Source organism: Virgibacillus phasianinus (assembly GCF_002216775.1).
In the GTDB taxonomy this organism is placed as follows: domain Bacteria; phylum Bacillota; class Bacilli; order Bacillales; family Amphibacillaceae; genus Virgibacillus_F; species Virgibacillus_F phasianinus.
Genome location: NZ_CP022315.1, coordinates 180,495 through 207,420, shown reverse-complemented (window position 1 = coordinate 207,420; position 26,926 = coordinate 180,495). Strand labels below are relative to the sequence as shown.

At 38.0% G+C, this 26,926-nt stretch carries 28 protein-coding genes and 1 pseudogene; 20 read left to right on the top strand and 9 right to left on the bottom strand.

The features are described from left to right. Nucleotides 1-43 precede the first annotated feature (43 nt). Entirely contained in the window at nt 44-922 is an 879-nt protein-coding gene (locus CFK37_RS01020; RefSeq protein WP_089060166.1) for a PucR family transcriptional regulator, read from the bottom strand. 193 nt (nt 923-1,115) lie between these two features. Here CFK37_RS01020 and CFK37_RS01015 point away from each other — a divergent pair, with 193 nt between their 5' ends. From CFK37_RS01015 to CFK37_RS00995, 5 genes and pseudogenes are all read left to right on the top strand, one after another. Continuing rightward, nucleotides 1,116-1,481 carry a YlbF/YmcA family competence regulator gene (locus CFK37_RS01015; protein ID WP_089060165.1) on the top strand — a complete coding sequence of 122 codons (366 nt, stop codon included), beginning with the start codon at nt 1,116-1,118 and terminating at the stop codon, nt 1,479-1,481. Between the two features lie 119 nt (nt 1,482-1,600). Beyond that, entirely contained in the window at nt 1,601-2,371 is a 771-nt protein-coding gene (locus CFK37_RS01010) for an enoyl-CoA hydratase (protein ID WP_089060164.1), read from the top strand. 540 nt (nt 2,372-2,911) lie between these two features. Then, nucleotides 2,912-3,331, top strand: a pseudogene (locus CFK37_RS01005) (DUF1259 domain-containing protein); the annotation flags it as partial. Nucleotides 3,332-3,672: 341 nt separating this feature from the next. Further along, nucleotides 3,673-5,328 carry a thiamine pyrophosphate-binding protein gene (locus CFK37_RS01000; RefSeq protein ID WP_089060162.1) on the top strand — a complete coding sequence of 552 codons (1,656 nt, stop codon included), beginning with the start codon at nt 3,673-3,675 and terminating at the stop codon, nt 5,326-5,328. Between the two features lie 147 nt (nt 5,329-5,475). Continuing rightward, entirely contained in the window at nt 5,476-7,053 is a 1,578-nt protein-coding gene (locus CFK37_RS00995) for an FAD-dependent oxidoreductase (RefSeq protein ID WP_089060161.1), read from the top strand. Nucleotides 7,054-7,133: 80 nt separating this feature from the next. On the opposite strand, the gene CFK37_RS00990 is transcribed toward CFK37_RS00995, so the two are convergent. Continuing rightward, on the bottom strand, nt 7,134-7,319 hold the full coding sequence (locus tag CFK37_RS00990) for a YhzD family protein (RefSeq protein WP_089060160.1): 186 nt from the start codon (nt 7,317-7,319) through the stop codon (nt 7,134-7,136). Nucleotides 7,320-7,478: 159 nt separating this feature from the next. Here CFK37_RS00990 and CFK37_RS00985 point away from each other — a divergent pair, with 159 nt between their 5' ends. The 9 genes from CFK37_RS00985 to CFK37_RS00945 all read left to right on the top strand — a co-directional run bounded on the left by CFK37_RS00985 (nt 7,479) and on the right by CFK37_RS00945 (nt 16,655). Then, nucleotides 7,479-7,688 (top strand): helix-turn-helix transcriptional regulator, encoded by a 210-nt coding sequence (locus tag CFK37_RS00985; protein WP_089060159.1) that lies wholly within the window; start codon nt 7,479-7,481, stop codon nt 7,686-7,688. Next, nucleotides 7,681-8,004 (top strand): DUF2178 domain-containing protein, encoded by a 324-nt coding sequence (locus CFK37_RS00980; protein ID WP_089060158.1) that lies wholly within the window; start codon nt 7,681-7,683, stop codon nt 8,002-8,004. The genes CFK37_RS00985 and CFK37_RS00980 overlap by 8 nt, the downstream gene beginning before the upstream one ends. Before the next feature lie 52 nt (nt 8,005-8,056). After that, nucleotides 8,057-8,956, top strand: coding sequence for an ABC transporter ATP-binding protein (locus CFK37_RS00975; protein WP_089060157.1), 900 nt, complete (start codon nt 8,057-8,059; stop codon nt 8,954-8,956). After that, nucleotides 8,949-10,199, top strand: coding sequence for an ABC transporter permease (locus tag CFK37_RS00970; RefSeq protein ID WP_089060156.1), 1,251 nt, complete (start codon nt 8,949-8,951; stop codon nt 10,197-10,199). Before CFK37_RS00975 ends, CFK37_RS00970 begins: the two co-directional genes overlap by 8 nt. A gap of 397 nt (nt 10,200-10,596) precedes the next feature. Beyond that, nucleotides 10,597-11,832, top strand: coding sequence for a metallophosphoesterase family protein (locus CFK37_RS00965; RefSeq protein WP_089060155.1), 1,236 nt, complete (start codon nt 10,597-10,599; stop codon nt 11,830-11,832). A gap of 2 nt (nt 11,833-11,834) precedes the next feature. After that, a complete protein-coding gene (locus CFK37_RS00960) occupies nt 11,835-14,792 on the top strand; it encodes an ATP-binding protein (RefSeq protein ID WP_089060154.1) in 2,958 nt (985 codons plus the stop codon). A 66-nt stretch (nt 14,793-14,858) separates the two neighbouring features. Then, on the top strand, nt 14,859-15,413 hold the full coding sequence (locus CFK37_RS00955) for a GbsR/MarR family transcriptional regulator (RefSeq protein WP_245837283.1): 555 nt from the start codon (nt 14,859-14,861) through the stop codon (nt 15,411-15,413). 36 nt (nt 15,414-15,449) lie between these two features. Next, nucleotides 15,450-16,400 (top strand): 3'-5' exoribonuclease YhaM, encoded by a 951-nt coding sequence (yhaM, locus tag CFK37_RS00950; protein WP_089060152.1) that lies wholly within the window; start codon nt 15,450-15,452, stop codon nt 16,398-16,400. Nucleotides 16,401-16,469: 69 nt separating this feature from the next. Next, a complete protein-coding gene (locus CFK37_RS00945; RefSeq protein ID WP_089060151.1) occupies nt 16,470-16,655 on the top strand; it encodes a sporulation YhaL family protein in 186 nt (61 codons plus the stop codon). A gap of 235 nt (nt 16,656-16,890) precedes the next feature. Here the strand turns inward: CFK37_RS00945 and CFK37_RS00940 are convergent, their stop codons facing one another. The 3 genes from CFK37_RS00940 to CFK37_RS00930 all read right to left on the bottom strand — a co-directional run bounded on the left by CFK37_RS00940 (nt 16,891) and on the right by CFK37_RS00930 (nt 18,943). Continuing rightward, complete coding sequence (locus CFK37_RS00940; protein WP_089060150.1) at nt 16,891-17,844, bottom strand: peptidylprolyl isomerase; 954 nt, start codon at nt 17,842-17,844, stop codon at nt 16,891-16,893. A gap of 108 nt (nt 17,845-17,952) precedes the next feature. Beyond that, nucleotides 17,953-18,138, bottom strand: coding sequence for a hypothetical protein (locus CFK37_RS00935; protein ID WP_089060149.1), 186 nt, complete (start codon nt 18,136-18,138; stop codon nt 17,953-17,955). Nucleotides 18,139-18,397: 259 nt separating this feature from the next. Further along, nucleotides 18,398-18,943 (bottom strand): DUF3267 domain-containing protein, encoded by a 546-nt coding sequence (locus CFK37_RS00930; protein ID WP_089060148.1) that lies wholly within the window; start codon nt 18,941-18,943, stop codon nt 18,398-18,400. 199 nt (nt 18,944-19,142) lie between these two features. On the opposite strand from CFK37_RS00930, the gene CFK37_RS00925 reads away from it, so the two are divergent. Further along, nucleotides 19,143-19,523, top strand: coding sequence for a DUF1878 family protein (locus tag CFK37_RS00925; RefSeq protein WP_089060147.1), 381 nt, complete (start codon nt 19,143-19,145; stop codon nt 19,521-19,523). Between the two features lie 279 nt (nt 19,524-19,802). On the opposite strand, the gene CFK37_RS00920 is transcribed toward CFK37_RS00925, so the two are convergent. Next, nucleotides 19,803-20,276: a GbsR/MarR family transcriptional regulator gene (locus tag CFK37_RS00920; protein WP_089060146.1), complete on the bottom strand. Its 474-nt coding sequence runs from the start codon at nt 20,274-20,276 to the stop codon at nt 19,803-19,805. A gap of 334 nt (nt 20,277-20,610) precedes the next feature. On the opposite strand from CFK37_RS00920, the gene CFK37_RS00915 reads away from it, so the two are divergent. From CFK37_RS00915 to CFK37_RS20595, 5 genes are all read left to right on the top strand, one after another. After that, nucleotides 20,611-21,810 (top strand): quaternary amine ABC transporter ATP-binding protein, encoded by a 1,200-nt coding sequence (locus tag CFK37_RS00915; protein ID WP_089060145.1) that lies wholly within the window; start codon nt 20,611-20,613, stop codon nt 21,808-21,810. Then, nucleotides 21,803-22,657, top strand: a complete 855-nt coding sequence (locus tag CFK37_RS00910; RefSeq protein ID WP_089060144.1) for an ABC transporter permease — start codon at nt 21,803-21,805, stop codon at nt 22,655-22,657. Before CFK37_RS00915 ends, CFK37_RS00910 begins: the two co-directional genes overlap by 8 nt. Nucleotides 22,658-22,732: 75 nt before the next feature. Further along, complete coding sequence (locus CFK37_RS00905; protein ID WP_089060143.1) at nt 22,733-23,662, top strand: glycine betaine ABC transporter substrate-binding protein; 930 nt, start codon at nt 22,733-22,735, stop codon at nt 23,660-23,662. A 75-nt stretch (nt 23,663-23,737) separates the two neighbouring features. Beyond that, nucleotides 23,738-24,337 (top strand): glycine betaine ABC transporter substrate-binding protein, encoded by a 600-nt coding sequence (locus CFK37_RS00900; protein ID WP_342746730.1) that lies wholly within the window; start codon nt 23,738-23,740, stop codon nt 24,335-24,337. Further along, on the top strand, nt 24,268-24,660 hold the full coding sequence (locus tag CFK37_RS20595) for a glycine betaine ABC transporter substrate-binding protein (RefSeq protein WP_342746729.1): 393 nt from the start codon (nt 24,268-24,270) through the stop codon (nt 24,658-24,660). Before CFK37_RS00900 ends, CFK37_RS20595 begins: the two co-directional genes overlap by 70 nt. Nucleotides 24,661-24,819: 159 nt before the next feature. On the opposite strand, the gene CFK37_RS00895 is transcribed toward CFK37_RS20595, so the two are convergent. The 3 genes from CFK37_RS00895 to CFK37_RS00885 all read right to left on the bottom strand — a co-directional run bounded on the left by CFK37_RS00895 (nt 24,820) and on the right by CFK37_RS00885 (nt 26,391). Beyond that, entirely contained in the window at nt 24,820-25,185 is a 366-nt protein-coding gene (locus CFK37_RS00895; protein WP_089060142.1) for a YtxH domain-containing protein, read from the bottom strand. A gap of 129 nt (nt 25,186-25,314) precedes the next feature. Continuing rightward, nucleotides 25,315-25,833: a tryptophan transporter gene (locus tag CFK37_RS00890; RefSeq protein ID WP_089060141.1), complete on the bottom strand. Its 519-nt coding sequence runs from the start codon at nt 25,831-25,833 to the stop codon at nt 25,315-25,317. A 132-nt stretch (nt 25,834-25,965) separates the two neighbouring features. Then, on the bottom strand, nt 25,966-26,391 hold the full coding sequence (locus tag CFK37_RS00885) for an HIT family protein (protein WP_089060140.1): 426 nt from the start codon (nt 26,389-26,391) through the stop codon (nt 25,966-25,968). Between the last annotated feature and the right edge of the window lie 535 nt (nt 26,392-26,926).

Below are 26,926 nucleotides of genomic sequence, written 5' to 3'. Positions count from 1 at the left end.
ATGCACAAAGAATTCTAAATTCTTTGTGCATGTTTGCTAAATTCTACAGTAACAAAAAGTAAACCATTGCGGCCTGGTGAAACTGGCGAATATCGATTCCGGTCTTTTCAATAAACTTATCAATTCGGTATTGTAAACTATTGCGGTGCAGAAATAGTTCCTTGGCTGTGACTGTTATATTTAAATTGCAGCCAAAAAAAGTATTGATTGTATGGATTAATTCTGAATCGTTCAGAACCTCATGCAGTAATAACTGTTTGGTTTCTTTACGGAATGAAGTATTTACCTGATCTGCGAATAAACAGAGAATAGATTCCTCAAAGGAGATTACCTGTTTGCTTGTATAGTTAAATGCGGTTGCTGCACCCTCCGTAAGTCTTGGATAAAACTGTCTGGCTCTTTCCGGGTTGTTCATAAATGGACCAACAAAAAAACGGATTTTAACATATAAATCACTCATTAAAATGTTAATAATCTCATTATAAACAATTGGTTCCTCACCTATCTCTGCTTGTTCTTCAATTATCACACCCTGATCATTCGTTATCCACAAAATTGGCAGTGGTTTAGAGAAGATACTTTGAAGCGCTTCCTTAAATAAGCCTGGATCTATTTTATTTTGCTGAAGGGAGAAATGAATAAAACGAAACGGGTTTAAGCAGTCTTTCTCCACAATCGGTTGTTTTCCGTGAATAATGTTCTGCCAATACTGTTCCTGTTTGGTTAATGGGGTGCCTGTAAAAGTATATGGCGACAAAAAAGCTTGCAACAATGCTTCATCCTTACTGGTAATTTCGTTTGCGTCTATACCTATAATCTCGTCATTTTCGGTTATGTACCACTTGTATTCGACTGGGGATGGAACAAAATGAGAACCATAAATGGTTATTGATGGAAAAATCTTTCTTAATTGGTTTATCATGACAGAGCCTCTTTTATAAATTTTTTGTCTATTATTAGAAAAGCTTGGTATTCACGACTTTCGCTAAAAGATATATCTGATAATTTTATGCTTTCTTTAAAGTATAACAAGAAGAGACGATTATTCGAAATGGTATACATGATTGTTCTTGTTTGTTATAGTTACTTTAGAATGATTTGAAGGAGGACATACATTGCCTAATATTTATGACAGTGCATATGATTTAGAAAAAGCAATTCGTGAAAGTGAAGAATTTAAAAGCTTAAAAGGCGCATATGATGCAGTAATGAACGATGAGTCTGCAAAACAAATGTTCGAAAACTTCCGCGATACACAAATGGCCTTGCAGGAAAAACAAATGCAGGGACAGGAGATAACTGAAGAAGAAGTTGAGAAAGCCCGACAAGTTGTTGAATTAGTTCAACAGCATGAAGATATCTCCAAATTAATGGAACAGGAACAACGCTTGAATATGGTAATTAATGATGTAAGTCGTATTATTACCAAACCACTTGAAGAATTGTACGGAAAACCTGAATCAGAAGAAACAGCTGAATAATATAATGAACAACCCGCAGTTATTTAGCTGCGGGTTGTTTTTTTGTGAATGCAGGATTTTTGCAATTAAATGGAGAATTTATAGAATTAAGCAGAATTTTAACTAGGAGTGTGCGTAATATGGAAACGGTTTTATACGAAAGTGTTGATCAAATCGGATATGTTTATTTAAATCGGCCGGAGCGGTACAACGCATTAGATAAAGAAATGCTTCTCGAGTTACTGGAGGTTATTAAAAAAGTTGAAAAAAGTGACGATCGTATCGTAATTATTGGCGGCAAAGGAAAGGCGTTTAGTGCTGGTGGTGACATCAGTATGATGAAGGATTTTAATAATCGTGATTTCTATGATGAAGTTATGGATACTATTTCAGAAGTTGTAACAAGGTTATATATGTTGCCGAAAATCGTTATTTCGGCTATTAAAGGACCTGCTGCAGGCCTCGGACTTAGTTTGGCACTAACGGCTGATTATGTTGTTGCCAGAAATGATGCCAAACTAGGCATGCTTTTTCTTGGCGTCGGACTAGCTCCTGATGGTGGTGGGCATTTTTGGCTGAAAGAGAGACTGGGGGTCCATGGTGCAAAACAATTTACTTGGAGTATGGAACAGGTAGATGGAGCAACTGCTTACTCAATGAATCTTGTGGATCAAGTCAGTGAAGAACCAATTGTTAATTACACTGATGAATTGGCGAAAAAATTGCTATTAATGCCGTTAACCTCCATGGTAAAAACGAAGCTTATGTATCACAATGAGATGAAAGCTACCCTGCAGCATTATTTGTCAGAAGAAAAGAAAACACAATGGGAATTAAGACAAACAAAAGATCACAAAGAAGGAGTAAGTGCCTTCCTGGAAAAACGCCAGCCAACCTTCATTGGAGAGTAAAAAGTAACTGATTATGAGGTTTGGGTATCTGGAAATATAATTTATGGTATAAAAAACTAGGTAAAGGATCCCGAAATATAGAAACTAAACTTTAATTACTAATATAATTTTAGAATAAAATTTTGGTCAATTGGAAAATCCATAAACTTGTAAATAACTGTAAATAAGATAATCCATTTTGAAAAAGATTTCAAAATGGATTTTTTTTGCAAATTTATTTTTTTAATTTGATAAAAGGATTTGACATCTTGATGCATATTCTTAACAGGAATCCCCCCTTTATTGCTAAGCTGGATTTTATTCAGCTAATGGGCTATTTGGACGCTGATCATATTTTCTCTTAATCTGTCTTGTGTTTAGAGGACTTTTTTAATTGGAAAATAAAAATATTTAATTTCATGACCCCCTGATAGGATTTGTTGTACCAAAAAATCGCAACTCCTTGTTGATTACTTGCCTATTTGGGTTAATATTAACCTTTTCAAATGCCCAACATATAGTAAATATGCCACTCACTAAAACATAAAAGGAGTGAATTTTATGGGAAATATGGTTACGGGCCCGTCTCCGCTTTGTAAAGAATTTGCGAGGATTCTTGGCTGTATTCCTCAGGTTGTTAACGACGTTTGTTTGGCCACCCGTTCACGAACGAATATCCACCCGAAGGTATTGGGACGGAAGGCGGAGTCGGCTATGTTTCTACCCCAAGTATTTTCTTTTGAACACATAGATAGAGAGGGAAAGGCCTTATGCCTGGGGGAGACAGTGATTTTACAAGAGGAAATTAACCCATTTATGAGAAAGCTCCAGGATCACGGGATTATTGTCACAGCTGTCCATAATCATTGGCTTTTCGATAAACCACGCCTCATGTACATGCACTTTGAATCAATTGACAACCCCTTGTCCTTCGCCACGAAAACAAGAGATGCGATGAATGTATTGATAACGGGAAATGTTAACGATGGCACCCGCCACGACCTAAGTATAAAAAATAGTCGTGTCAATATAACAAACGGTAGAGGTCAGGGTGTGTCAAGCCCTTGTGACCAATTAGGGGCTCCCTATGCCCCCTTTCTTATGTTCACTGTACTATTCCGCAATTTTTCCAGTTTATTATCCATGTCTTGCCCCGCTCCAAGTTTGTCGGTATAACCGGAAAGACTGGCCTTAGTACAAAAGTTATCCACACTTGCAATTTATTTAATACAGATATTTCCTCGAGGCAGGTAGGCCGTGTATAGAAGCTTGGACCTCCGACATAATAAAGGTGAAAATAAACATCGGAGGGAATAATAAGCATGCCACATAAAACAGTAGATAACAGAAATGTTGCACAGCACCTTATTCAACAACTAAAACAATGGGATGTGAAGAGAATTTACGGTGTTATTGGTGATGGGATTCTGTTTTTGTTGGACGAATTAGGTAATCAGGAAGATATTCAGTATATTGCATGCAGACATGAAATGAATGCAGCATTAATGGCTAGTGCTGAGGCAAAATTGACAGGAAAAATGGCGGTATGCACCGCGACATCCGGCCCTGGTATTACTGTATTGCTTAATGGATTGGCTGATGCATGGCGGGATAGGGCCTCAGTTTTAGTCATCACTGGCCAAGTAGAACGAACAAAAATCGGAACAGGGGATGTTCAGGATATTAATCAGCAACAGTTAATCGCTCCGCTTGCGGAATATTCCTCTTTGGTCACAGATAGCCACTCTTTCCCGGAATTATTAAATATTGCAATGAAGACTGCACTTAGCAAAGGTGGCGTGGCCCATCTGTCTGTACCTACAGACATTTGGACTTTGCCGGTTAACGGCAATTTTTATCCCCTTCCACTTACAAAGACATACCCACAACCAGAATCAATGGATATAAAAAGGGTATCAAATGCCATCAATCAGGCACAACGTCCAATCATCTTAGCTGGCCGTGGGATCCAATACGCACAAACAGAGGCAATTAGGTTCGCGGAAAAATTGCAGGTCCCCATCATGGTTACGATGCCTGCAAAACCTTTTATCGCGAATGATCATCCACTTTTTATTGGTGGCTTTGGTCAGGCTGGAACGGAAATATCAAGAGATTTGCTCAAGAAGGCAGACTTGTGTGTGGTCCTTGGAGCTACTTGGTGGCCAAAAGATTATGTGCCTAGTTCAGTGCGGGTTATTCAAATAGATAGCGAACAAGGGAACATTGGGTTAAATAGGCAGGTGACAGATTCATTGGTTGGCAATCTGGCAAAAGTTATTCCTGCATTAACGGAACAGATTAATACGAAAAGCAATCCAGCCTATGTTAAAGAAATTCAGGAGGAAAAAGACAGCTGGAATAAACAGATTCAGTCTGAGATTGGAGAAGTGTCGGAAAAAATTCCCCCAGCCCATGTTTTTGCGGAACTGGGCAAGTGTATCAATCCTGATGCAGTGATGGCAGTAGATACAGGTGATCATACGCTTTGGCTGGAACGAATTTTTCAATATCGTGGACAAGAGTTACTTGTTTCAGGAAGATGGCGTACACTTGGCTTTGGGTTGCCAGCAGGCATCGCGGCCCAATTGACATTTCCAGGGCGACAGGTGGTGTGCATCGCCGGCGATGGAGGTGTAGCCCATTCGATTATTGACCTGATTACAGCGGTTACCTATAAGCTCCCAATAACATTAATTATCATCAATAATAACGCCTATTTTATGGAGACAAGTCGTATGGTTGTTGAGGGACTAAACAGGGGTGGATCTCAAATACCGAATCCGGATTATGTGGCACTAGCAAAATCAATGGGAGCGGAAGGTGAGCGGGTTGAGAAAGCGGAAGGGTTAGTCCCGGCCTTTAATCGTGCTTTTCAGTCCAACCAAACTACAATCGTTGAAGTCCTTTGTAGCGCACCGATCCTGCCCCACACAAAAATTTTAAAAGGTATGGATACTATCAACCGATGGGGATGAGCCAATGCCCGAAGACTTCCCAGGGAATATACAAAGGTAAGAGTTACGCTACAAAGGCTTCAATCAAGATCCGATCTCGTTAACGTATATTCCTTTTATAAATGGGGATTCTGATACTATTATCAAAATACAGAATGGAGGGTTACAATGCCCCAAAACAGTAATACGGGTGGAAAATTGCCGGAGACTACTACGTCTTATTGGACAGATTCTATTGATCAGTCCAAGTTCCCCGCACTGGATGAAGATATACAGGTTGATGTTTGTATTGTGGGTGGCGGGATTACCGGAATTACATCTGCATACCTATTAGCAAACGCCGGGTTGAAGATTGCCGTCCTAGAGGCTGACCAGATATTAAATGGAACAACAGGACATACAACCGCGAAGATAACTGCCCAGCATGATTTAATATACGACGAGCTCATTACCAGTCTTGGAAAAAGCAAGGCTAAGTTATATTATGAGGCAAATATGGAAGCAATAACGTTCATAAAAGACACTGTTAATGAGCTGCAAATTGATTGTGAATTCAGTGAACAGGATGCTTACATGTATGCAACAACAGATGAAGATGCGGACAAAATAGAAAAGGAAATGACGGCCTATGAAAAACTTGGCATTAACGGAGGGCCTGTTGAAACATTCCCATTGGATATAGACATAAAAAATGCAATTATGATGCGGGGCCAGGCACAGTTTCACCCGCTTAAATACTTAACCCATCTTGTGGAAAAGATCACGGAAAAAGGGGGGCTTATCTACGAAAACACGACAGCAGTTAATGTTGAAGATAGAAAACAGCCAGTAGTATTAACAAGCAAGGATCATCGTGTTACTGCTAAGCATGTGCTTGCCTGCTCGCATTTTCCATTTTATGAAGGATTAGGTCTATATTCTACAAGGATGTACGCTGATCGTTCCTATATCCTTGCCGCAAAACCGAAGAAAAGTTTCCCTGGTGGAATATTTATCAGTGCCGGTAAACCAACAAGATCCATCCGGTCCGTAACAATAGACGGTGAAGAAATGGTTCTTATTGTTGGGGAAAGCCATAAAACCGGCCAGGGGTTGGATACAATGAAACACTATCAGGCTTTGGAAGATTTCGGCCAACAAGTATTCGGTCTCGAGGATATTCCTTATCGGTGGTCCGCCCAGGATTTAACTACATTGGACAAGGTCCCTTATATCGGGGAAATAACCTTTGGACAGCCAAACATTTTAATAGCCACTGGATATAGAAAATGGGGAATGTCAAATGGAACTGCCGCAGCACTTCTATTGCGGGATATTGTATTGGGCAAGGAAAACGCCTTCCAGCGTTTGTTTACACCATCAAGATTTTATGCAACCCCTAGTATAAAGAATTTTCTAGTTCAAAACGCGGATGTTGCGGAGCATTTAATTAAGGGAAAACTTCAAATAAGCAATATCGACCCTGATACCTTAAATAATGATGAGGCAGCCGTGATTAGTATCAAAGGAGAAAGAAAGGGCGCATATAAGGATGAAAAGGGGCAACTGCATATTGTAGATACAACCTGTACGCATGTTGGATGCGAAGTTGAGTGGAATAGCGGGGATCGCAGCTGGGATTGCCCGTGCCATGGATCGAGGTTTTCATATACCGGTGATGTAATTGAGGGGCCAGCCGAAAAACCTTTACAAAAGCATGATTATAAGATGCTGGACAACCTTACTTCGGAGGACTCAGGTTATTAGTTACCCTGGTTAGTTGAAAAAATAATTTCAGATATATCAGCTGAACAATCTAAAGCGACCCCACGCCAGGGTCGCTTTTTTTATCTATGAAATAATACCAGCTTAGCTTCAGGTGACACACAACGGTGCGTATAATCAGAATAACCTTCGTCAGCCAATCGTGCGTTACCAACCTTTTTTGCTTCATTGTCATTTTCAGCAGTAAACGATTCATCCAGCAATTTTTCTCCAGTTTGTTTAAACACAGTTAATACATATGTACGCATATTCAGGATTCCCCCTTGAAGTATTTACTTATCTATATTATATACATTCTCAACCACTAAAAAAAGCCATAAAATAAATGTAAAGTTCAATTGACAAAGAATCGGTAGGTACGTATACTTCATGTTAAGTGAACTTTACATGCTGAAAAAGGAGAAATCATGAAAACGTTAATCTTGGAAAGGCGTACGAAGATGAACATGACCCAGGAGGAATTATCAAGCAAGTTGAAAGTCTCTAGACAAACAATTATTTCACTTGAAAAAGGTAAGTATAAACCATCATTAGTTTTAGCCCATAAGCTTGCCCAAACGTTTGAATGTAAAATTGATGATTTGTTTATTTTTGAGGGGGATGAAAATATTGAGTGAAACCTTTTTGGAAAACCCATATGCGCTGTTGATTGTATTAGGTGATTTTGCCTTTTTGCTTATCCTATTTCTTTTTCAACGACATATTGGGAAGAAAAGACACCGGTATGATGAACGGTATTATCAAATTAATAATCGCGCAAAAGCGAGGTCTTGGGATACGATGCTTGTTATCCTTCTTGCCGCATGGCCAATAGTGATTATTTTTGACGGGATTTCCTTTAGTTTTTTTCTGTTAACTGCAATTTTTGTTTTTCATAATTTGTCATTAATAATTACGGCTGCATTCGTTTCAAACCAAGAAGGAAAAAATTGAAACCATTCTAGATATAATTCGTAACAAACAGTTGGGGGAAGGGGAGAAAGAAATGACATTACTAATAAAAAATGTGACGAAACGATTCGGCAATCATACTGCCGTTAACAACCTATCGTTAGAAATTCCGGAAAAAGAAATGTTTGGCTTTCTGGGAGGAAATGGTGCCGGGAAAACAACAACATTTCGGATGATCCTCGGATTGCTGGATCCTTCAGACGGGGAGATTTCCTGGAATGGGCAATCGATTAGTTACGATAAGAGTCATCTTATCGGCTACCTACCGGAGGAACGTGGATTATATCCTAAGTTAAAGGTACGGGACCAAATTGTTTATCTTGGCAAATTACGCGGGATGAAAAAGAATGACATCATTTCTGAACTAGAAGCGTGGCTGCAACGATTCAAGGTTCCAGAATACATCGATAAAAAGGTGGAGGAATTATCCAAAGGTAATCAACAAAAAATCCAATTTATTTCGGCTGTTATTCATAAACCAAAGCTGTTAATTATGGATGAGCCATTCTCAGGGCTTGATCCAATTAATGTGGAGATGTTAAAAGAAGCGGTGGTTGACTTGAAGGAACGAGGAACATCAATTATTTTCTCCTCCCATCAAATGGATCATGTGGAAGAGTTATGTGAGCATTTATGTATTTTGCAAAAAGGGAAGCAGATTGTACATGGATCATTACGGGACATAAAAAGTTCATATGGCAAGAAAAATCTTATTGTCCTTGGTGATATGGATCTTAACTATTTACGAAATTTTGATGGGGTAACCAAATATAGACCTATTACAGGAGGATGCGAATTACAAATAGATAATGAACAAGCTGCGCAAACTATTTTTGAAAGTTTACAAGGTCGAGGGTTTATCCGCAAATTTGATCTGGAAGAACCTACACTAAATGATATCTTTATTGAAAAAGTGGGTGCTTCCTATGAATAAATTTTGGATTGTTATGTCCCACACCTATATGACGCGGTTTAAGACGAAGTCGTTTTTAATCAGTACAATTATTACGTTATTATTTGTTGTCGGTCTTGCAAACTATCAAACTATATTTGATGCATTTTCGGATGAAGGCAAAAGTGAGATTGCTGTATTGGATGTAACGGGGGAATTTTTCAAACCGTTAGAGAAGACAGTTGAAAACGCAAATGAAGACGTTGATCTTGTTGCCTATGACAAGTCTGAAGAAACGGGTAAAGGCGCTGTTGAAGATGAGAAGATTGATGCGCTCATCACAATCGGTATGAATGAAAATCAGTTGCCTGAAGCAACGTATTATGCGAATAATATTGCCGATTCCACCGAACAGACAGTTATACAGCAACAATTACAACAGTTGAAGGTTGCCAAGGCCACGAGTCAGGCAGGTGTCGATCAGGAAACCATTAAGGAAATATACTCTCCGGTTAACTTTGACGCTGTTGCACTTGATAAAAGCGCAAAATCGTCAGAAGAACTTAGCCAGGCACGCGGCATTGTTTATGTTATGCTGTTCGTTCTTTACCTATCTGTCATAACGTATGGAAACATGATTGCAACAGACGTGGCAACGGAAAAGTCATCACGCGTAATGGAACTCCTGGTTTCCAGTGTGTCACCTGTTACACAGATGTTTGCCAAAATTATTGGTATCGCATTACTTGGATTGACACAAGTAGGTTTACTCCTTGGATTAGGCTATGCACTGATTGTATCAAAGCAGGATGAACTAACAGGGGGAGTTTTTACGGAATTTGGCATACAAGGCGCATCCCTCTTACTATTTATTTACGCGATTGTCTTTTTTGTTTTAGGCTATTTACTGTATGCAACACTCGCTGCTATGCTCGGGTCATTAGTAAGCAGAACAGAAGATGTTCAGCAAATGATTATGCCAATGATTTTTCTTGTGATGATCGCCTTTTTCATAGCGATGTACGGTTTAAGTGCTCCGGATTCAAGTTTTGTCGTAATCAGTTCGTATATTCCTTTCTTTACACCAATGCTTATGTTTTTACGTGTAGGGATGTTGGATATACCATTCTGGGAAGTGGCTCTGTCATTGGCAATCCTGATAGGAACGATTATTCTATTAGCAGTCATTGGCGCACGTGTTTATAAAGGAGGCGTGCTGATGTATGGAAAATCCAGCTCGTTAAAAGACTTTAAGAAGGCTATCGCACTTTCTAAAAAAGAATAGTATTAAATATATGAGGCTGGAACAAACGTGATTTAGTCAAAGAGAAATCCGAACTATGATTCAAATTCTTTAATTAGAATCTGTAGAGTAGTTCGGATATTTTTCTATTTTTCTTGGCTTGTAACTTTACTGCTAATTACATAAACAGCGACGTGATTTCCGCTGCGGGCAATCGCTTTCCTCAGCGGTGGATTAACACTCATACAAAGTTACGTCGCAGTTTGTATCAACTGCGTATTAGGATTCGACTGTTGAAAAGTTCTAAACTTCCTACCCTGTGCCATCCGTCTTTTGAATTATGTCCCAGTCTCTTATTAGTTCTCATCCAGAACGTGCATTCGTATGCGCGTTTTGGTAAAATAGAATTAACTTGGGATAAATAAGGAGATATGCGACAATGACGGAACAATTATCATTCATTCATGCTGCTGACCTGCATTTAGATAGCCCGTTTCAGGGATTGGCCAGTGTACCGGAAGCTATTTTTAAACAAATTCAGGGCAGTACCTTTGACGCATTAGATAATCTAGTTAAAACCGCGATTGGGAAAAAGGTGGATTTTATTTTATTAGTAGGGGATTTATTTGATAATGAACGTCAAAGCTTAAAAGCGCAAATTAAATTAAAAAATGCCTTTGAAGAATTGTATCGTCATAATATCAATGTCTATATGTCATATGGTAACCATGATTTTATAAACGGGAATACATATCCCGTCACATATCCTGATAATGTCTATATTTTTAAGGAAGAAAAGGTTGGTTATTTTACATTTAATCAAAAAGGCAAACCGCTAGCTAATATTCATGGATTCAGTTATGAAAACCGGTCCATCAATGAAAATAAAACCGCTGAATTTCAGGTTCAAAACGGGGAAGCCGCCTTTCATATTGCAATGCTTCACGGGAGTTTATATAGCAATACAGAACATGATACATATGCACCGTTTCATTTAAGTGAGCTGTCTGATAAGGAATTTGACTACTTTGCACTTGGTCATATTCATCAACGGGAAATCATGAAAACTGATCCGCCCATCATTTATTCCGGAAATACTCAAGGCAGAAACCGTAAAGAGGCAGGTGCAAAAGGGTGTTACCATGTTGTTTTGGACAAAGGACAGGCTGCTGACGTGACCTTTATTCCATTGCAGGCAATTCAATTTAATCGTTTAACAGTGGATGTGTCTGATTGTACAGAACCGCATGTAATGGAGAAAGTGATCCAACATACGATCGAGGAGCAGAGCTATCAGGTTCCGCAATTGCTTTTTGTAGAATTAAAAGGAAGAGGCCAGTCGCTAAACAAATGGTCAAGAGACGGTTATGTCGAGGAAACGATAGAATTGCTGAACGATGCTTCGATAACAAAAGATAGATGGGATTTTATCTATCGATATAAGATAAAGGTCAATCAAGCTTATGACGAGAAGGAATTGGTTAAAGGTGATCACTTTATCGGTGAATTACTGCGCCATAGTGAGGATGCACCAATTCATACATATACAGAGGAACTCTATCGCCATAAACAAGCGCGAAAATATATAGAGTCAATGACGTTGGCAGACGAAAATGATATAAGAGAGCAAGCAAAGAGTTTATTGATAAATGAACTGCTGAAAGGCGGGGATTAACCATGAAATTTTTACGTGCCGACATCTATGGTTTTGCAAAGTGGCATGACTTTCAACTGGATTTTCAGGAAAATGAGCTGCAGATTATTTATGGGGAAAATGAGTCAGGAAAATCCAGCCTGCAGCAATTCATATTGTTTATGCTATTTGGACTACCGCCAAAAAAACGCTCTTTTTTCCGTTCTAAAACAAGTGGGAAAATGGGTGGTATGCTAACAATAGCAGACGATGAAATAGGTGAATTTACGATTGAACGGGTAGATGAGGTGAATAATGGAGGGGCCAAATGTCTGCTTCCAAATGGAGAAGTGGCTGGTGAGGAATGGTTAAAGAGCCGGTTACATGGCATGACACGGGAGACGTATCAGTCTATTTTTTCGTTTGATGCACTGGATCTATCCGGTTTAAAAACAATGAAGGAAGAGGATCTTGGGGAAATTCTGCTTGGAGTAGGCCTGACCGGGTCCACGGACATCTATGTGGTTGAAAAGCAGCTTGATACGAAATTAGCTGAGTTGTTTAAACCATTTGGCAAGAAGCCGGTAATCAACCGACAACTTGATTACCTCGATGACCTGATGAAAAAAGTCCAAACATATAAGAGCCAGGAAGATACCTACCGTTTAAAAAAAGCTAACCAGAATGATGTTTGTAAACGTATAGATGACCTTCAAGATTCAATTCTAATGGAAAAGAAGCATGTAATAGAAGGTGAAAAAGTTCAGCAGGCCCATCCGAATTTGGTGAAACTTAATAAATATAATATTCAACTGGAAAGCTACCAAAATACTACCCCATTCCCTGAAGGGGGGATGAGACGATATGAAACTTTGAAAGAGAAGATGTTACCGCTTGAAAGCGAGCTTGCTGTTTTACAAAATAATGCTGATTCCTACCACAAAAAACATGCAGAATTAAAGGATTCACTATTAGACACCAGCTTGTTTAATGAAATAAAGAGACAAATGGAAAGTCAAGTATTATACGATGAGACCGTAAAGGAAATGAAACATCATGAAACGAAAGTAAAAGAGCAGGAAATCAGTCTAGCAAATGATCTGCGGGGCATCGATATAAATCATACACTTGCCGATTTAGACGACATCTCTTTATCCTATCAAACGGAGAACAATTGGATTCAACTATATGAAGATAGTCAGCAGCTTCGGTTGAAGAAAGAACAGCTAATGCAGGAGGAAGCAGTACAAAAGAAACAACGAAGCGAACTGGAAAACAGCTTGGCGGCCATTCAACAAAATCGGCTCACCCCTGATCAGGTTGATGAGCTTACCAATAGGATACAAAGCTATAATAACCAGTCTTTTATAGGTGAAACGAAACAAAAGTCTGCCTTTGAGGCATTCAACTATAAACGGCAAAAAACGTCAATGAACATGTTAATTGGAAGTATCATTATTGGAGTTATTTTTGGCTTAATTGGAATTGTACAAGAAGTAATGTGGGGCTACGCAGTAATGGTTGCTTTCTTTGGAACTGGGTTTGTTCAGTGGGGGATTGGAAAGCAAGCAATGGGGTCAATGGAGCAGATGATTTCACAAGATGCGGACAATTCCAAGCAAATAACAGTAACGAAAGAAGAAAAGGAAGAAGCGATACAGTTACTTGCAAGTCATGATGAAGGCATCAGGAAAATGGAAACGATTCAAGAGAAACTTCAAACAAATAAAATCGAACAAATTAAGTGGCGGGAACGAAAGGAACTATCCATTCAGAAAGAAAATCACATCGAAGAAAAGGTCCATCAACAACGTAAACTTTATCCAATATTGGAAACAATAGATGTAGGGAATTGGCCATCTTTTTATCACACATTTAAATCCCTATTACAGAAACACCATGAGTGGAAAATTGAAAAGCAACTGTTAGCTGACCTAAAGGTGAAGGAGACAGAATTACGAGAAAGTATTACAATGTTTTTCCAGAATGAAAATTGGGAAATAGGATATAAATCCATTACTGCATGTTTTGCTTTTCTTCAGGAAAAGGTAGAGGAACATAGGAATACCCTCGGATTGATGGAACAATATGAAGGATGGATCCATACACAAAACGAGCAAATAAATAATACGGAACAAAAACTGCAGGTTTTCAGGCGTGAACAAATCACCTTGATGGAAGCAGCTAATGTACAAACAGAAGAGGAATTCTATCAAAGACACATGAGAAAGCAGGAAAAAAAAGAGCTGACAATAAAAAAAGAAAACATAATGGAACAGCTTCAAATGCTGTTTTCAGATGCTGAAATAGATCAATTGGCAGCAAACAATATGGAAAAGGCAACAGCTATAGAGGAGAAGCAAAATGAATATCACGATAAACTAAAACTGGCGGAGGAAGACCTGGATGACAACCGCAGACGGCTAGCGGCATTAACGGCAGACCTGGCTACTATGGAAAGTTCCGATGATCATTCGAGAACCATGCACCGTTTTCACCTTGAAAATGCGCAACTTGCCAAAGTTGTGAAAAGGTGGGCTGTATTAAAGACTGCCAAGGAAATAGTAGTAGAAACGAAGAATAAATATCGTGATAAGTATATGTCACGGATAGTAGAACAAACTTCGGATTACTTTGGCATTTTGACTAATTATGCCTATCTACATGTTTATGCGCCTAAGAGAGATCAGGTATTTCAAGTTGAGTCGGCCAGTCGTCTCAGGTATACCGTTGACGAACTATCACAAGGTACAAAGGATCAATTATTTATTGCCCTGAGATTGGCAATCAGTGAAGTAATGAGCGATACACATCACATGCCTTTCATCATTGATGATGCATTTGTACATTTTGATGACATTCGCTCTTCGCGCATGATGCAGTTGATCACCAGCATTGCTAAAAACAGGCAGGTTCTCTTATTTACATGCAAAAAAATGTTAATCACCGATATAAATTCGAGTAATGTTACTGTTTTGCCAGAATCCATTCGCAAAAATTGATATTTAATGATAAAATTTCTGTAGAAAAACAGGATAGGAAATATTTTTTAAATGGAGGGACATCCATTGTCTGAAATACAAGAGTCGAACAATTGGAAAAAGTATGAAGAAACGAAAGAGCAATTCATTCAGGTAATCGCCAAGAATATGAGTCTTTATGGAATAACGTCTTCGGTGGGGCGGCTATATGGTGTTTTGTTCTTTGAAAATGACCCCATGACATTGGATGATATGCGCGATGCATTGGAAATGAGTAAAACAAGCATGTCAACAGGTGTACGTGCTTTGTCTGATATGAAAATGGTGGAGTCAACGTTTAAAAAAGGAATAAGGAAAGATTTATATAAATCAGAAGAAGATTGGTATAAATCTTTTACTTCACTGTTTGGAAATCGCTGGCGTCATCATACGGAAACAAATATTGAAGAAGCAGATGAAGCAATAGACGAACTTGTCAAGATCCGGGAGTCAACCAGCAGTGAAGAACTTAAGGGAAAAATCGACTTTGATATTGAAAGGCTTCGGTATGCTCAAAACTATTACAAATGGCTGATGAAGTTTATCCAAGTTATTGAATCTGGTGAAATTTTCAAGTTAATTCCTAAAAACGTAAACGAATAATAAATTTAAAAATTTATACCTTAGGGGGAAGCGGGTATGAACAAAGGACTCGGATACTTAAATATCGGAGAAGCATTTGACGGATTTGTCCTGATTAAAGATGCCACCCGTGGTGTGGCGAGTAATGGAAAACCTTTCTTAACACTGATTCTTCGGGACTCAACTGGAGAAATTGATGCAAAGCTATGGGATGTTTCAAAAGAAGATGAAGCAATATTTGTTGCTGAACAAATTGTTAAATTGTCAGGAGAGATTAATCAATTTCGTGGAAAAGCACAGCTTAAAATTTTGTCCTTAAGGCCCGCACAGCCGACAGATGACGTTCATGTAACGGATTTCATCGAAAAAGCACCAGTTGATAAAGAAGTATTAATGGAGAGGCTGACTGAGGCAATATTTGAAATGGAAAACCCTACAATGCAACGAATCGTCCGGGCCTTTATAAAACGATATCAGGACGCATTGTTAACCTATCCTGCTGCGACGAAAAATCATCATGAATACGTTTCCGGGTTGGCCCATCATATTGTAAGTATGGTTGCGTTAGCACGGGAATTGCACCATTTATATCCTCAGTTGAACAAAGATTTATTATATGCGGGTATTATCTTACATGATTTAGGGAAATTAAAAGAATTATCTGGGGTAATAACAACGTCGTATACAATCGAGGGAAAATTGCTTGGTCATATTCCGATGATGGTGGAAGAAATAGGGCATGTTGCGCGTGAATTGCAAATCGAGGAAGATGAAGAGGTTCTGATTTTGCAGCATTTGGTCCTAAGTCATCATGGTAAAGCAGAATGGGGGAGTCCAAAACCGCCAATGGTCCGTGAAGCGGAGCTCCTGCATCTGATTGATCTAATTGATGCGAAAATGAATATGCTTAACCGCTCACTTGAAAAAATCAAACCAGGTGAATTTACAGAACGAATTTTTGCCTTGGATAATCGGTCCTTTTACAAACCCCTATTTGAAAAAAACTAAGACTCGGTCTATTTAACTTGTTCCCTGCATATATTTATAATAGAAAAAGGTGGACAAGGGGGCAATTGGATGATTATTGGAGTGCCTTGGTGGGTTTTTATGCTCATTTTATGTATTTTTTTAAGTGGATATATGGCCTATCGAGCAATGAGGGCAGAACGCAGACTTGAACAACAATTCATCGAACGTGAAGGAAAAGTGTATATCGATCGAATGGAAAAAGAACGCGAAACAAAAGAACGAATGACCCAATAAGAAAGAAAAGTGAAGCGGGCTTGCTCAGCGGTGAAATGCGTAAGCAAATGATCGTAGAGCACATGGTCTTAGTGCTCGGAGAGTCATTTGCTTACGTCACGAACCGCTAGCCCGCGCAACTGGACAAGAAAAGTGAAGCGGGCTTGCTCAGTAAACCTGCCCTTATAATCGAACATCACTCGGTTAAACATAAAAAATGCTGATCCCATATGGGATCAGCATTTTTTGGTTATTATTATTTTGCATCTTCTTCTTTAGAAGTGTCATCCTTCTTTGATTCATCTTCTGATTTTGACTTATCTTCCTTTGATGACTTCTTGTCTTCTTTTGCTTTTTCTGTTTCAAATAAATCTTCGTATTGATCAATTTTTACATCAATGTCAGCATCTTTTAATAATTTGTCAAGTTTGGCCTGAGCTTTCGCTGGATCAACTTTATTATTTAATATTTGCCTGCGTATATTATCTTTTTCTTCCTTAAATGAACCAAGTTCTGTTTTCGCATCACGCTTGTCCGTCACTTTGATGATGTGATATCCAAATTGGGATTTAACCGGATCACTAACCTCACCAACTTTTAAATTATAAGCTGCGTCTGTAAACTCTGGGACCATTTTGCCAACGGAGAAATATCCAACATCCCCGCCCTTTTCCGCGCTTTTCTTGTCTGTCGAATATTCTTTTGCAAGCTTAGCAAAGTCTCCGCCATTTTCCAATTTCTTTTCAACTTCTTCAGCAGTTTTTTTGTCGTCAACTAAAATGTGTGAAGCTTTAACTTCAGTTTTCATTCGTTCATATTGGGTTTTGATTTCTTTATCGCTAATTTTAACGTCCTCTGAGACAGCAGCTTCTTGAAGCAGACTAAGTTTAACTACATCACGGAATGCATCCACATCTTTGTATCCGCTCTTTTGTAGTACCATCTCAAATTGGTCTCCGTATTGATCTTTAAGCTTTTTAACTTCGGCGTCAACGTCTTCTTTAGGAACATCATATTTATCTTCAAGAACCTCTTCTGTCACCATTTTTTTAAGTACTTGATCACCGAATTGATCCTTTAATTCATTGTAAAATTCATCTTTTGTGATGTCTCCTGCTTTTGTTTCTACAACCGCTTCTTTGTCTGAGTTACAAGCTGTTAAACTTAATACTCCAGCAGAGAGCGTTAGTGCAATTGCAAGCTTTTTCATTTACTGAACACTCCTAATCTAATGGTTTAACTAAACTAATGATTAATATACCATAGTATGTAACAGAATAAATAGTCTTATTTGTATTTTACATAGTTTTTACTAATTTCACGTGATGACATTCAGGACTTCAACATAGGATGACACGAGCAGTACCATGATCATCATATTAATTGCACGGAAAACGGTTGACTGTTTTTTTGAATTCATTTCCATTTTTAGACAAAATTGATATGTTAACGAGTTGAAAATAAATAGTACAAACAAAGCATAAAATACATATAAAATGCTCATTTAAGGACCTCCTTAATTCCTGCTTGGAGATGTATTCTTCTAATTTTTTATAAAAAATGAAATGATAGAAAACACCACAATTATTACTTTACCAAAATTTTATTCGTATGAATAGTGCAGAAAGCCTATTTGGGGGCAAAAAAACATCCGATTATTATTCTAACGGGTACACTCTAGGGGCGCAAATAATTAAAGCACAAGGGAAAACGCATTGGAATTCATCTATGAATTCCAATGCGTTTTCAAGTGGTCCCTTCATTTATCCCTTTGCTTTTACCAAAATGGCAAAACCTTCGTGCTCACTTTCAATATAGGCACGTTTAGGTGCTTTACTTACATGAAGAATATATAAAAAATCGGTAAAGGATGCGCCGATATGGATCGCAGTTAATAATAAAATATAAACATAATAGTCAGCAAATATCATGGATGCAAAAATTCCCGGAATGGTAATGAATAATGTCGGAGCAAATGCTGACATGATAGATACCGGTTTTGACATGAATGTTTTTGCTTGATATTTACAAGTAGGAATAAAACTTTTTTTCATATTAAAATAGACTTTAGCTCGTTTATTCATCATAATTAATGGTAGAATGTGCATAGATGAATGTATGGTTGGCATTAGAATAACCAGGCCTACAAAAGGCACAATGCCAAACTCATTGACATGTGTTGTACCATGAATACTGGATAAAGGTACAAAGAGAAATATGAATGATAGTAATCCGATCAAAAATGAAAGAAAGTATAGTCTATTAATACCAAATTCTTTCGTGAAATTTATAGATTTCCAGCAGTTCATTTTTGACCCTCCTCTGTATGGTTCTAGTTGTACTGATCTGTCAATCCTTAAAGAATGATAGTACGTTTCAAATGAAAATGCAATAGTTTTTTTTATTATTTTTTTCAGGTAAAATTGACTTGCGTCTAAACACTGATGTGTCAGTATTTAGAGAATGTATTTCTGTTTGCTTTTTTGGTGGAAATTAAGGGGGCTGTGTATGGGGTATGATGATGAAAAAGATGCAATGTCTTTTCATATTAAATTGCTTTCAAGATTAGTTGATGTAAATCATTATCCGCTGGTCAAACTGGTAATTGAAAAGAATATGACAAAAGGGGAATATTCCGAGCTCTTTTGCTTGTTGCAAACGCTTGAAGAAAAATATGAAATACAAAAAGAAGAAGGGTTTTTGGATTATACAAGCCTGATTGTTCATTTCGCGGGTATGTTAAATGAAAAGTTGGATCCAAATGAAACCATTTATGCATTGGAGCAAGAGGGATACTTCCCACATTTGATAAAGGAGTTTATAAAAATAATAAAACAAGATAATGTAACAGACGAAATACTTAGCAGGTATATTCGCAAAAAAGACTGATTGCCCTTACAAATGGTAAGGATAATCAGTCTTTTTTAAAGGCAGTTTTCCCACAGATTGTTGCTAACATCACCGCAGTAAAACTGCGACGTAACTAAAAATCATGTTCGGTGACCTGCCACCGCAGCGGAAAACAACCCAGCGCATACGTCGCAGTTTATAGATTTTGTGTCAAAAACAATACTCTTGGGAAAACAGCCTTATTGAAAGATAAGAATGTATAAAATATGTCTAGCTACGGCCTCGCGACTAGGGGGAATTTCTTCACCTCCGCTTTTCTTACTCCATTTTCAGGTCACGAAATGATTTTTCAATATTACTGTGGAACTCCATGATGTTAGTCAAACGTTGATAAATGGATTGTAGTTCACTATTTGATGATGGAGCATCAATATTTTTTTTAATCTCTTGCAAAGAGCTTTGTTGATTGTTGGCTGCGTCAATCCATTTATTAATATAGGAATTCATAAACGTTTTAAATAATTGTGAGTTAGCTTTGTAGAGATCTTTTCGTACACCTTTTTTCCACACGCGTGTTACCAAGTTTAAATCGAGTAAACTTCTAATACTAGTACTCATGGAAGTTTTGCTTTTTCCGATTACTTCACTCATTTCATCCAAGGTCATGGGGTCCTCTATCAAATATAAATAGGCAAATAGTCTTGCCTCCAGTGGAGTTAAATCAAATAATTCAATCGTTTTTGCAAATTCAATTACAATTTTGCTGGTAAGTTGTTCATTTGCTTTTTCCAAAATTAATCCTCCTAAAAGGCTTGCTAAATAAAGGTTACAACAAAAAGGAATATATTCAAAATCGGTAATAGGGCAGTAATTGAAAGTATTTTGAAGTAAATAGGAGGTATTCAGATGTATTATCTGTACAGTTTAATCTGAACAAAAAATATATACGAAATTCATAGTGTATAACGTTTGAAATGTATATGCTTTACGTTATATAGTAAGGGAGTGGAAAAAAGCTGTTCGGAATTAATGTCTATTTGTCTGCTTTATGTCTAATCATAAAGAATTACGACGAAATACTTAGGCATTGTGCCAATAGAACATAAAAAAAGTAGAGGTGAACGGAGTGCCGGTCATTGAAGTAAAGAACCTGTCAAAAGTGTTCGGCAAGAATCCTAAACAAGCGTTAAAGTTGCTTGATAAGGGTACGTCTAAAGATGAAATTTTAAAAGAAACTGGAAATACGGTTGGGGTTAATCGAGCAACCTTTTCGGTGGAAGCCGGGGAAATATTTGTCATTATGGGACTGTCAGGTAGCGGGAAATCAACATTAGTACGATTGCTAAACCGGTTAATTGAACCTACCGAGGGAAATGTGTTAATTGACGGAGAAGACTTGTCTACCATGAATAAGAAGGAATTGCGAAAAGTACGCAGAGAAAAGATGAGCATGGTTTTTCAACGCTTTGCGTTATTCCCGCATCGGTCCATTCTGGAAAACACAGAGTATGGATTAGAAATTCAAAAGGTGTCAAAAGAAGAAAGAAAGAAAAAAGCACAGGAATCATTAGAGATGGTTGGACTTGGTGGGTACATTCATCAAAATCCGGGACAATTATCTGGTGGTATGCAGCAGCGTGTTGGGTTAGCACGTGCACTGGCAAATAATCCGGAAGTGTTATTAATGGATGAGGCCTTTTCAGCACTGGATCCATTAATTCGTAAAGAAATGCAGGATGAATTAATTGACCTTCAAGCAAGTATGCAGAAGACGATTATTTTTATTACACATGATCTTGATGAGGCACTAAGACTTGGAGATCGAATTGCCTTAATGAAGGATGGATCCATCGTGCAAATTGGCACACCGGAAGAAATTCTTGTGAATCCAGCCAATGATTATGTGGAACGATTTGTTGAGGATGTCGACCGTTCAAAGGTCTTAACGGCAAGTCAAATCATGAAGCGCCCGGAAACAATTAATGTAGAAAAGCATGGCCCGCGCGTTGCACTTGAAAGAATGCGGGAAGAAGGACTGTCAAGCATTATTGTGGTAGATGGGAAACGTAACCTGCAAGGATACGTTACAGCAGATGATGCCTCAGGTGCTAAACAAAAAGATATACGTGATATTACGGAAATTTTGCGTACGGACATTCCTAAAGTAGAAAAAGATACAGCATTAAACGACATTTTCAATATCATTCATGATTCACCAATTCCGGTAGCAGTGATGGATGGGGAGAAACTAGTTGGAATAATCGTTCGTGGTGCGTTAATTGCAGCACTTGCTGGTGATGGTGAGGTGAATTTAAATCATGCTTGATAAGATGGTAGATTTTGCTCCAGAAATACCAATAGCAGATAAAACAAAGTTATTTACTGAATGGCTGACAGACACGTTTTCATTTATATTTGACCCACTGCAAGAAAACTTTAGTGAGTTAATGGAATATGTGTCCGAAACATTAATACTTATTCCACCTGTGATAGTGATGATTGTCGTTGCGATTCTAGCATTCTTTATTTCTGGTAAAAAGTTTGGCTTAGCGGCTTTCTCACTTGTTGGTCTTTGGTTAATATACAATCAGGGCTTATGGGAGCATTTAATGAATACATTTACCTTAGTTCTGATATCTAGTATTTTGTCTGTTATCATTGGTGTTCCGTTTGGAATATTGATGTCGAAAAGTAGAACGGCGGAGGCTATTATTACTCCAATACTGGACTTTATGCAAACAATGCCTGCTTTCGTTTATTTGATCCCAGCAGTTGCGTTCTTTGGAATTGGGATGGTGCCTGGTGTTTTTGCATCCTTAATATTTGCGACACCACCTACTGTCAGGTTTACAAATTTAGGAATCAGACAGGTTTCAAAAGAACTTGTAGAAGCATCGGAGGCATTTGGCAGTACGGGTTCACAGAAGTTGTTTAAAGTAGAATTGCCAATGGCTAAGGCAACGATAATGGCTGGTATCAACCAAACCGTTATGCTTGCGCTTTCCATGGTAGTTATTGCATCCATGATCGGCGCACCTGGTCTTGGAAGGGAAGTTCTGTCAGCACTTCAACGTGCACAGGTTGGAACGGGCTTCGTCGCTGGTATTGGAATTGTAATACTTGCAATTATTATTGATAGATTTACGCAAAATGTGAATAGTAAGAAGGAATAAGTATCCTGTTGGTATCTTTTCGTGGAGAAAAGTTTCCATATATATTAAAAACTAGAAAAGGGGAGTTTATTAGTTATGTTTAACTTAAACTGGAAAAAAGCCGGTCTTGTTGCTGGCCTTTCATTATCATTAGTTGCTGCAGGCTGCAGTTCTGATGATGAATCATCAAAGGATACATCATCTTCAGATAAGGGCGGAGATGTAAATTATAGTGAAGAAGTGGATTACACAATCACAGGTATCGAACCTGGTGCTGGAGTTGTAAAAACTTCTGAGAAAGCTGTAAAAAAGTATGACAGCTTAAAAGGCTGGACAGTTCAAACTTCATCAAGCGGTGCAATGGCCACAGCGTTAGGTGAAGCAATTGAAAATGAAGAACCAATCATTGTTACAGGTTGGCAGCCACATTGGATGTTTTCTAAATATGATTTAAAATATTTGAAGGATCCAAAAGGAGTATTTGGAGAAGACGAAACCATTAATACAATGGTACGAAAAGGACTTAAGGAAGATATGCCAAATGCAAATAAATTGTTAGACCAATTTGCTTGGACAACAGAAGACATGAATGCAGTCATGTTGAATATCGCAAATGGTTCAGACCCTGCTGACGCTGCTGCTAAATGGGTAGAATCAAATCAAGATAAGGTTTCTGAATGGACAAAAGGCGTAGAAAAAGTTGATGGGAAAGAAATCGAATTAGTGTATGTGGAATGGGATTCCGCGGTTGCATCTAATAATGTTGTTAAGAATGTATTAGAAAACTTCGGATTTAAAGTAACCTTAACTCCAATTGACAATGCAATCATGTGGAAATCAGTTGCAAATGGCGAAGCAGATGCTATGCTTGCCGGATGGTTACCTGTAACACATGGTGATCTTTACGCACAATATAAAGATCAATTAGTTAACCTGGGTGAAAGTCTTTCTGGAGCAAACATAGGATTAGCTGTTCCAGCATACATGGATGTTGATTCAATTAAAGACTTAAAACCAGCTGAATAATCGGTATACAACTATAAATAAGGGCTGATGCAGTATGATGTATCAGCCCTTTACTTTAGAAAGGATGCCTTGTGTATGAAAAAAAAGTTTTATACAAGTACTATTTTAATTGCTGGCCTCATGTTAACCCTGCTAATAGCAGGCTGCGGGTCCGATGAAGAAGGAGAATCATCAAATACGGATAATAAGAAAAACTATAGTGAAGCAGTAGAGCATACAATTACTGGAATAGAGCCTGGTGCGGGGATCAGTGTTACAACAGAAAAGGCAATTGAGGAATACGATAGTTTGAAAGGCTGGTCAGTTGAAGAGTCTTCAACTGCTGCGATGATGACAGAACTTGATGAGGCAATTGAAAAACAGGAACCAATCGTCGTTACCGGCTGGAACCCACACTGGATGTTCGCGAAATATGAGGATTTAAAATACCTTAAAGATCCAAAAGGTGTTTATGGAAAAACAGAAATGATAAAAACATTAGCACGAAAAGGATTAAAAGAAGATAAACCGAATGCATATAAGTTATTGGATCAATTTCATTGGGAAGTAGAAGATATGGAAGGTATCATGCTTGAGTCCACGGAATCCGGGAAGATATTTCTAAAGTGGCAAAAAAGTGGGTTGAAGAGCACCCAGATGCTGTTTCGAAGTGGACAAAAGGTGTTGATGATGTAGATGGTGTTGAGATTGAATTGGTGTCGACGCCATGGGATTCCGAACGTTCATCTTCAAGTGTAGTTGCGGAAGTTTTAAAATCAAAAGGTTTTGATGTGACTGTTACTCCAGTTGATGTCGCGGTTGTGTTTAAGGCCATTGCTAACGGTGATGGAGATGCTACATTAGCGGCCTGGATGCCTGTTACACATAAAGAGTTTTACGAAAAGTACGAAGGTCAATTTGAAGATTTAGGTGAAAACTTAAAGGGTGCTAAAATAGGCTTGGCCGTTCCGAAGTATATGGACATTGACTCAATTGAAGACTTAAAGCCAGCTGAATAGATTTAAAAGGCTGTTTTCGATTGTTGTTTTTGACACAAAGTCTATAAACAGCAAGGTATGCGCTGGGTTGTTTTTCCGCAGCAGCCATTTAAAAAAAGGGCTTCTACAAATAAGTAGAAGTCCTTTTTAAATCATTTTTTTAAAAAATAGAACATAGCGTTATTGCTGATTATTTTTCACTTTTTCTTCTAAATCTTTAAGACTTGATTCAATTTGCTCCAAGTATTTATGAATGTTTTCCTGATGTGGCTCAACAGTCTGCTGCCAATCCTGGACAGACTTTTTCATTTCCTGGGTTAGATCTTTAATTAATGCAGCGCCCTCTTTTGAAGTTTCACTAATCTGTTGTTTTAAACGAAGGCCGTCAAATTTCAAGTTACTTATCATATCTTTCCATTCGCCGCTTTGTTCTCTTGCACGGAAACGCAAATCTCTGCCAGAAGATGGTGTGCTCAGTAATGCGGCCGCCGCACTGACAACCCCGCCAATAACAAAACCGTATACTAATGATTTGCCTCTTACCATATGAAATTCGCTCCTTTCAAATCCATACTATATCTCTTCCTTTTATTGTACTACAAATAAACTTGTTTCTCGAATATCTATGTATTTTAATATATCCACTGACGTGTTGTGCCAGTGGATATTCAGATTTTATACTGTTATCGGCTGAGACCGTTTCATGATTTTTTGTACAATCGGGTAAACAACAATCATGACAATTGCATTGACAGTAGCTGTGGGCAAAACAATTGTTAAAAATAATACGGTGAAAATTCCATCCATCAGTCCAACAATGTACAATGCTGAAAATAAAAATATACTTCCGCTTATTATTGTTCCGATACCCGTTAAAATTGGTGCACCAATCTTTTCATTTACCATATTTTTTATTAATAAAAACAATCCAAAAAATAATAAGCCGGTTATTGGTTTATCGATAAGGTTTGCAATTTGTCCTCCGGGAGCAAGTGTTGTTAGTGCGGAAACTACTCCAGTTACAATGGATACTATTATCACGTACTTCAATTTCGGAAATAGCATAATTCCCAAAAACATCATGGATAATAACATATCCGGTTTCATCCCAAACAACATTGCTGGAACAACAGTGTGTAAAACTGCTCCGATCCCCACAAATAAGGATAAAATAATCAAAACTCTAGTATTCATTTGTAATCTCTCCTCTTCTCAGCTATGCTAGGCTTTCCATGCTTGGTTATTTCCCAACTGTACACTCGTTGTCAGTTGCGGAAACGTACTTACATTATAACAAAATTATTCAGAATTAAAAAGTATATATTCCTAGATGGAAGCACCGATTTCTTTAGCAATCGTTTGCAGATCTCCGGTTGTATAATCGTCAGTATGTGTAATCCAGTTTGAGGAATAACCATCACTCTCTCCGTACCTTGGGATCAGGTGAATATGTAAATGAAAAACGGATTGATCGGCTGGTTCCTCATTATTATTCAATAAATTCATGCCAATTGGATTGTAGGTTGCTTTAATAGCATTAGCAATCTTTGGAACCCGGGCAAAAAATTCTCTTGCGACATCTTCAGGGGTTTCGTAAATATTCTTTGTATGTGTTTTTGGGATAATCAGCGTATGCCCTTTTGTTACCTGACTTATATCAAGGAAAGCATAGACGTACTCATCCTCATAAACCATGGCTGAAGGAATTTCTCCATCAATTATCTTACAGAAAATGCAATCATCGTGACTCATCGACTACCACTCCTTAACCTATTTTTATCTATTGTATATAGGAAAGGATCGGAATGTAAAGTTATAACAACCGGGCGGTGATTTCAGCCAAAAATATAACAGGCATAGCCCATAAGTACATTGCTGTACTTTTTGGACTAGCCTGCTTTAAGCAGTCACGGGGATTTAATGGTTCATCTAACTGGGGACTTTTGTAACTAGTTAGCGTGATGGTCATTCAAGTTAACTAATTTACAAAAACCGTTTTGTTTGTATTTCTGACCATGAATTACATATAACAAAATGGGTTTTCATTAGATGTGCCTTTCACAAACACCTCATTTAACATTAGATTCGAATAGCAAATGGGTTTACGCTGAATGTGCGATCACAGACACCTCATTTAATATTTGATACTAACAAAATGGGTTTACAGTAAATGTTCGATCACATACACCTCATTTAGTATTAGATACGAAATTTTTTGCAAGTGACTATCCTCGTGACTGCATCTATTATTGTGGACGTTTAGGAAAATAATATACAAATAAATTGT